This is a genomic window from Actinomadura montaniterrae (genome assembly GCF_008923365.1).
Classification (GTDB): Bacteria; Actinomycetota; Actinomycetes; order Streptosporangiales; family Streptosporangiaceae; genus Spirillospora; species Spirillospora montaniterrae.
Genome location: NZ_WBMR01000362.1, coordinates 1 through 6,647 on the forward strand (window position 1 = coordinate 1; position 6,647 = coordinate 6,647).

The following is a 6,647-nucleotide window of genomic DNA, read 5'->3' on the forward strand; positions in this document are numbered from 1 at the left end:
AGCCCCATCTCGGCCACCGTGAACAGGCTGTTCAGCGCCTTGACGGCGGGATGGGAGAGCCGGCCGGACAGCCCCGGGTAGTAGCGGCGCGAGCGCAGCGCCAGCGCGCTGAGCCCGGCGGAGCTGCGGCAGCCGGTGGCCGCGCCGAGCGCCGCGGCGCGCACCAGCGCCCGGCGGGACGGGCGGTCGGGCGCCGGCTGCCGGAGGGCCTTGCGCTCCTCGTCGGCGCGGAACATCGCGGCGAGCGCGGAGTGCGTCGTGATGCCGTAGACGAGGTGCGGGATCGCGTCGGACGCCCAGTCGGCCCGGGTCCAGGTGCGCGGGTCGGAGATCCCCAGCCGGGCGATCGGCAGGTCGGCGGCCGCCATCGCCGCCGCGCCCAGCAGCGGCCCGCCGATGACGGCGGGCAGCCGGATCCCGGCCGCGCGCAGCGCCCCGGCGAGCGCGCCGACGGCCATCCCGGTGAAGGTGCCGCCGAGCGCGCCGAGACCCTCCAGCCGGTTCGCCCGCTCCAGCTCGCCGCCCGGCATGCTCACGCCGGCGAGGCCGGCCAGCTCACCGGCCACGGCGGCCGGCGTCCCGCTCGCCGGGCGGCCTCGTATCGCCATGTCCGCTTCGGTCGTCGCGTTGAGCGCGGTCGTCCCCGCGGCGCCGGCCGCCATGCCGCGCAGGACGCCCTTCAGTAGTGAGGTCACGCCCGGGCACTACCCGTGCTTTCGGCGATTACCCGCGCGCCCCCGGCCGCCCGCCCGCGATGGCCGACCGCGCCGACCGCGCCCGGTCAGCCGAGGTGCACGGGCAGCGAGTTGACGCCGTAGACGATCGACAGCTTGCGGTAGCTCAGCTTGTCCGGCTCCACCGCGAGCCGCAGGTCGGGGAACCGGCGGACGAGCGCGGGGTAGGCCGCGCGCAGCTCCATCTTGGCCAGCTCCGCGCCGATGCAGCGGTGCGCGCCCCACCCGAACGCCAGGTGCGGCGGGGTCTTGCGACCGGCGTCGAAGCCGTCCATGCCGGGGCCGAGCGCCGGGTCGCGGTTGGCCGCCGACAGCGAGATCAGCACCACGTCGCCCTCGGCGATGCGCACACCGGCGACCTCGGTGTCCTTGCGGGCGAACCGCGGGAACGCGAGCTGCACCACGGTCAGGTACCGCAGCAGCTCGTCCACGAACGGGACGATCGCCTCGTCGTCGTCGTGCACCCGCTGGAACTGCTCCCGGTCGCGCAGCAGCACGATCGAGCCGAGCGCGAGCATGCTCGCGGTCGTCTCCAGGCCGCCGGTGAGCACGCCGTCGGAGAGCCCGGCGATCTCCAGGTCGTCGAGCTCGTCGCCGTGCTCGCGGATCAGCATGCCGATCAGGCCGGGGCCCGGCTCGACCCGCTGCCGGCGGACGACCTCGAGCAGGTAGTCCATCGACTCGGAGATCGCGCCGACCGACGCGCTCGCGCCGCCGAACAGGTCGAACCGGGCGCTGCTCAGCCGCTGGAAGTCGCTGCGGTCGCGGTGCGAGACGCCGAGCAGCTCGCAGATCGTGAGCAGCGGGACGGGCAGCGCGAACGCCTCCATCAGGTCGACGGGCCCGGACCGTTCCGCCATCGCGTCGAGCCGCTCCTCGACGATCGTGTGGATCAGCGGGGTGAGCCGGCTCAGCCGGCGCATGGTGAACTCCGGTGTCAGCAGCTTGCGCCGCCGGGTGTGCACGGGCGGGTCGGAGAACCCGAGCCCGCCGGGCGTGAACCCGGCCGGGACGTCCACCTTGCCGACGAGGTTGGACAGGTCGTTGCTGAACGAGTCCGCGTCCGCGAGGACGGCCTTGGCCTCGTCGTAGCCGGTCACCAGCCAGACGCCGAAGCCGAACGGGAGCGGCAGCCTGCTGACGCTCCGCGCCTCCCGCATCTCGGTGAGGTCGCTCACCGGGTCCAGGCCGTCGCGGCGCAGCGGCGCCAGCGTGGAGTTCGGCAGGAACCGGATCGACTCGAGATTGAATCCGGCACGCTGCTTCCTGGCGATGTATCCCCGTACAAGCCACTTGGCCGCGCGTGCCCCGACATTCGCCATGATCGCAGGTTATTGATCAGAAGCGCTCGTCGCACCTCCGTGCAGGATCTAAAACATCACATCTTCGAGACGGACGCCACCGGATCTCGCTGTGCGTCCGGTTCGTATCGCTCTGCGACTGGTGGGGTGTTACGGGCGAATGGCTCCGGGGCGGGCGGGTAGGACGGTGACCGCAAGCCGGAGACAGGGGGGAAGCCATGGCCGGCAAGAAGATGGAAGGGAACGTCCAGCAACGCCGGAAGGCCGCCCGCGAGGCGAGGGAGCAGGGGAAGGCCCCGAGCGCCCGGAACGTCACCACCGGCGCGTCCAAGCAGCCGCACTCGGCCCCGAAGCACCAGCCGCACCATCACGCCGAGCGGCTGGGCAACATCCACCGCGGCAAGCAGCAGGACACCTCGCCCGAGCCCAAGCCGGGCTACGGCGAACCGGCGTCCAAGCGGCGCCGCGAGGACTGAGGCCGCCGGGCGCCGGCCCGCCGGCACCCGCGCCGGTGCGGGTCAGAGGCCGGCGTCGCGGCCGATGATCTCCTTCATGATCTCGTTGGAGCCGGCCCAGATGCGGGTGACGCGGGCGTCCATCCAGGCGCGGGCCACGCGGTACTCGCGCATGTAGCCGTAGCCGCCGAACAGCTGCACGCAGGCGTCGATGATCTGGTTCTGCACGTCCGAGCTCCACCACTTGGCCTTGGACGCGTCGACCGCGGACAGCTCGCCCGCCACGTGCGCGGCCAGGCACTGGTCGACGAACGCCTGCGCGACGTCCAGCTTGGTGATCAGCTCGGCGACCAGGAACTTGTTGTGCTGGAAGTTGCCGATGGGCTGCCCGAACGCCTTGCGCTCCTTGACGTAGGCGATCGTCTCGTCCAGGACGCCGCGGGCGTGCGCGACGTTGGCGACGGCGCAGGACAGCCGCTCCTGCGAGAGCCGCTCCATCATGTGGATGAAGCCGCGGTTCAGCTCGCCGATGACGTGCGAGTCCGGCACCCGGACGTTCTCGAAGAACAGCTCGGAGGTGTCGGCCTCCGGCTGGCCGACCTTGTCGAGCTTCGTGCCGCGGCTGAAGCCGGGGGTGCCGGCCTCGACGCCGAACAGGGTGATGCCCTTGGCGCCGCGCTCGGGGTCGGTCTTGGCCGCGACGATGACGAGGTCGGCGTGGCCGCCGTTGGTGATGAACGTCTTCGACCCGTTGATCACCCACTGGTCGCCGTCGCGGACCGCCGTGGTCTTCAGCGCCGCGAGGTCGGACCCGCCGGACGGCTCGGTCATCCCGATCGCGGTGATCAGCTCGCCGGTGCAGAACCCCGGCAGCCACTTCTTCTTCGCCTCGTCGGTCGCCAGTTCCAGCAGGTACGGGGCGCAGATGTCGATGTGGATCGACACGATCGAGTTGTAGGCGACCGCGACGCGCGCGAGCTCCTCGCCGATGACGGCGTTGAAGCGGAAGTCCCCGGCGTCCTGGCCGCCGTACTCCTCGGGCACCTGCATGCCGAGGAAGCCCTGCCGGCCCGCCTCCAGCCACACCTCGCGCCTGAGCATCCGCTCATTGCGGATGTCCTCGTCCAGCGGGAGCAGGGTCCGCTCGACGAACTCCCTCACGGACTCCCTGAACAGCTCGTGGTCGGCCTCGAAGACGGTGCGCCGCATGCGGTTCCTCCTGGAATGGTGCGAAGTGCGGGCCCAGTGTACTGAGCGATCGCTTAGGCTTCTGCGCATGGCTCCCCGCAGCGGCTCCGATGACGGCGGCGACGCCATGTGGGCGGGCGTCGCGCCGGACGCGTCCCGCCGCCTGCTGCTCGCCGCCGTCGACTCCTTCGCCGAACTCGGTTACCACGGCACCTCGACGCGGCACATCGCGGCCGGCGCGGGGATGAGCGCCGGCGCCCTCTACGTGCACTACCGGACGAAGGCGGACCTGCTGTTCCAGATCGCGCTGACCGTCCACGAGTCGGTGCTCGCGGAACTGGAGGCCTCGGTCGAGGGCGTCGACGGGCCCGCCGCGCGCGTCCGGGCGCTGATGTACGCGTTCGCGCGCTGGCACGCCCGCCACCACCGCGCCGCCCGCGTCATCCAGAACGAGCTGGGCGCGCTGGACGCGGCGCACGCGCGGCGCATCGCCGCGATCCGCCGCCGCGTCCGCGCTCTGGTGCGCGAGGAGGTGCGCGCGGGCGCCGCGGCGGGCGTGTTCGACGTCGCCGACATCGAGGGCACCGCACGCGCGATGTCGTCGCTCGCGATCGACGTGTGCCGCTGGTACCGCCCCGAAGGGCCCCGCTCCCCGGAGGAGATCGGCGCGCTGACCGCGCACCTGTCGCTGCGGATGCTCGGCGCGCGCCCCTAGCCCGGCCGGTGCGCCGCTAGTCCCACCAGAACGACCAGTGCGTCTTGCCCCGGATCTCCTCGGCGTAGCCGGCGAGGGTGCCGGGCCCCTGGAAGAGGATGTCGGGGCAGAACGCCCAGTGCTCCGCCGCGACGTGCACCGCGTGGCGGGTGGTCACCGGCGGCGCGGCGACGCTCAGCTCCAGCGTGTTGAACCCGAGCCCGACGACGCGCGCGCCGAACCGGTCCTCCCAGCCGCGCAGCACGGCCGCGAGCGGCGCGGTCCACTCGTTGTGGTTCAGCGCGCCCTGCCAGCCGACCGCGGCGATCGCGTCGGCGCCGCGCTCGACCGCGACGAGCCCGAGGGACGGCCCGCGTGCGCCGAGGGCGCGGGCGTACCGGTCGGCGACGGCGTCCGGGTCGTCCAGCAGGGCGCCGGCGGGGGCGGGGCCGGGGCAGTGCCTCCCGAACGGGGCCAGGTCGTCGTGGTCGTCGTCGGCGGCCTGCTCCGCCCAGTCGGCCCACACCTCGTACAGGAACGCGTCGGGGGAGTAGTTGCCGATCTCCTCGACCGGCTCCGGCGCGATCTGGCCGGACGCCCACGGCTGGTCGGTCTCGTCGAGGAGCAGCGGCCACAGGCCGGACCGGGCGTGCTCGGCGCGCAGCCGGCCCCACAGCTCGCCGTGCACGGGCTCGTCGCTCAGCCAGAAGGCGGGCCGCATCAGCAGCTGCCGCTGCGGGTAGCCGGGGTCCGGCCACACCACGTCGCCTTCGGGCAGCGACACCGACAGGGTCCGCCCGGCGGCGCCGTCCGCCTCCGGGCCGGCGCCGTCCGCGCCGTCGGCGAACAGCTGCGGGAGGTTGCCCGGCAGGTGCCGCCGGATCTCGACATCATCCATTTCACGCCGTTCCGGTACAGAGCATGCCAACGGGATCTTGGCACTCCGAGATGGTAACGGCGGTGCGGGCCGCCCGGGGGAGGAGCGGGAGTGTTCGGTCCGCCCGGGCGGCGCGCAGGGGCGTCAGCGTTGCCCGCGTCGGCCGCGTAGGAGGTAGTCCAGGACGATCGCGACGACGCCGAGGCCGGTGACCACGCTGACGGGGATCTCCAGCCAGGTGCCCTTCAGCGTGAGGCCGGCGACCACGTTCGCGGCCAGGAGCAGGCCGAACAGGGGCCAGCGGGCGGAGTTGCCGGTGCCGTTCATCGTGGATGCGCCTTTCAATGGATCTTCGGGGAGGTGCGGCGGCGGAGCATCGCCGCGGCCGGCACGAGGACGGCGGCGGCGCCGGAGCCCGCCACGGTCGCGAGGATGGCGGCGCAGGTCACCGGGGACACCGCGGGCAGCGGCAGCCCGGTGACCGCCGTCGCGAACGCCGGGATCACCACCGCGACGATGAGGGACCCGGCGGCGGCGCCGGTGCCGAGCACGATGAGCGCCTCCAGCCGCAGCATCCGCATGACCTGTCGGCGGGTCGCGCCGACCAGCCTGAGCAGCGCGAACTCGCGGCGCCGCGCGGCCGTCGCGAGCGCCAGCGTCGTGACGAGGCCGATGAGGATGAACCCGGCGATCGCGCCGACCACGACGTAGTTGATGAAGCCCTGCAGGCGCGTCTCGTCCGACAGTTCGGCGCCGAACGCGTCGCGGTCGACGGTCCGCGCGCCCAGGTACGCGGCGGTGACGGATCGGAGGTCGGCGTGCCCGCGGACGAGGACGTGGTCGTCGAGCGGCGTGGACGAGTGCGCGACGGCGAGGTCGTGGGGGAGCAGGACGTCGCCGAAACCGAGCCCCCGGTCGTACACCGCGACGACCCGGGCGTCGATCCGCGTGCCGTCGCCCAGCCACAGCGGCGCGGTGGAGCCGACGTGCAGCCCTCCGGCGACGTCCCGGCTGAGCGCGACCGCGGCACCGCGCAGGGCGCCGAGGCCGCCCGAGGTGACCTTCGGGTCCATCGTGGCGGCGGCGTCGGCGCCGACGCCCTGGGCGGTCAGCGACCGCAGGTTCTTCTCGCCCAGTTCCTTCACGGCCATGACGACCGTGGTGCGCTTGACGGGCGTCGCGGCGGTGACGCCGGGGACGCGCCGCGCGGCGTCCGCCGCGCCCTGCGGCAGGCCCGGGCCGTCGGCGACGATGACCTGGTCGGCGCGGTTCCCGTCGGCGAACTGCACGGCGGTCGCGTGGACGACCGTGGACTGCGCGAACAGCTGCACGCCCGCGAACGCGAAGGCCAGCGCGACCGGCGTCATGATCGAGCCGGCGCGCAGCGCGGCGGCGCTC

The 6,647-nt window shown here is 73.5% G+C and carries 8 protein-coding genes; 2 read left to right on the forward strand and 6 right to left on the reverse strand.

The features are described from left to right. Together F9B16_RS53360 and F9B16_RS48465 are read right to left on the reverse strand one after the other, a co-directional pair. Nucleotides 1-695, reverse strand: a 695-nt coding sequence (locus F9B16_RS53360) for a hypothetical protein (RefSeq protein ID WP_225992633.1), incomplete at its 3' end; no start/stop codon positions are given. Nucleotides 696-781: 86 nt separating this feature from the next. Next, the gene (locus F9B16_RS48465) at nt 782-2,056 is read right to left on the reverse strand and encodes a cytochrome P450 (RefSeq protein ID WP_151547023.1); all 1,275 of its coding nucleotides are present in this window, start codon (nt 2,054-2,056) and stop codon (nt 782-784) included. Nucleotides 2,057-2,253: 197 nt separating this feature from the next. Between F9B16_RS48465 and F9B16_RS48470 the strand changes: the two genes are divergently transcribed. Then, complete coding sequence (locus F9B16_RS48470) at nt 2,254-2,511, forward strand: hypothetical protein (protein ID WP_151547024.1); 258 nt, start codon at nt 2,254-2,256, stop codon at nt 2,509-2,511. Nucleotides 2,512-2,553: 42 nt separating this feature from the next. Here F9B16_RS48470 and F9B16_RS48475 read toward each other — a convergent pair whose 3' ends face one another. Continuing rightward, the gene (locus F9B16_RS48475; RefSeq protein WP_151547025.1) at nt 2,554-3,699 is read right to left on the reverse strand and encodes an acyl-CoA dehydrogenase family protein; all 1,146 of its coding nucleotides are present in this window, start codon (nt 3,697-3,699) and stop codon (nt 2,554-2,556) included. Between the two features lie 67 nt (nt 3,700-3,766). Here F9B16_RS48475 and F9B16_RS48480 point away from each other — a divergent pair, with 67 nt between their 5' ends. Next, complete coding sequence (locus F9B16_RS48480) at nt 3,767-4,393, forward strand: TetR family transcriptional regulator (RefSeq protein WP_225992634.1); 627 nt, start codon at nt 3,767-3,769, stop codon at nt 4,391-4,393. 16 nt (nt 4,394-4,409) lie between these two features. On the opposite strand, the gene F9B16_RS48485 is transcribed toward F9B16_RS48480, so the two are convergent. From F9B16_RS48485 to F9B16_RS48495, 3 genes are all read right to left on the reverse strand, one after another. After that, nucleotides 4,410-5,270, reverse strand: coding sequence for a DUF4253 domain-containing protein (locus F9B16_RS48485; protein ID WP_151547026.1), 861 nt, complete (start codon nt 5,268-5,270; stop codon nt 4,410-4,412). A 123-nt stretch (nt 5,271-5,393) separates the two neighbouring features. Next, the gene (locus F9B16_RS48490) at nt 5,394-5,576 is read right to left on the reverse strand and encodes a hypothetical protein (protein WP_151547027.1); all 183 of its coding nucleotides are present in this window, start codon (nt 5,574-5,576) and stop codon (nt 5,394-5,396) included. Nucleotides 5,577-5,590: 14 nt separating this feature from the next. Next, nucleotides 5,591-6,647, reverse strand: a 1,057-nt coding sequence (locus tag F9B16_RS48495) for an ABC transporter permease (RefSeq protein WP_151547028.1), incomplete at its 5' end; no start/stop codon positions are given.

Bases quoted from the DNA above. Each gene is read 5' to 3' on its own strand.
- F9B16_RS48465 (WP_151547023.1), bottom strand. From the start codon at position 2,056: ATGGCGAATGTCGGGGCACGCGCGGCCAAGTGGCTTGTACGGGGATAC.
- F9B16_RS48470 (WP_151547024.1), top strand. From the start codon at position 2,254: ATGGCCGGCAAGAAGATGGAAGGGAACGTCCAGCAACGCCGGAAGGCC.
- F9B16_RS48475 (WP_151547025.1), bottom strand. From the start codon at position 3,699: ATGCGGCGCACCGTCTTCGAGGCCGACCACGAGCTGTTCAGGGAGTCC.
- F9B16_RS48480 (WP_225992634.1), top strand. From the start codon at position 3,767: ATGGCTCCCCGCAGCGGCTCCGATGACGGCGGCGACGCCATGTGGGCG.
- F9B16_RS48485 (WP_151547026.1), bottom strand. From the start codon at position 5,270: ATGGATGATGTCGAGATCCGGCGGCACCTGCCGGGCAACCTCCCGCAG.
- F9B16_RS48490 (WP_151547027.1), bottom strand. From the start codon at position 5,576: ATGAACGGCACCGGCAACTCCGCCCGCTGGCCCCTGTTCGGCCTGCTC.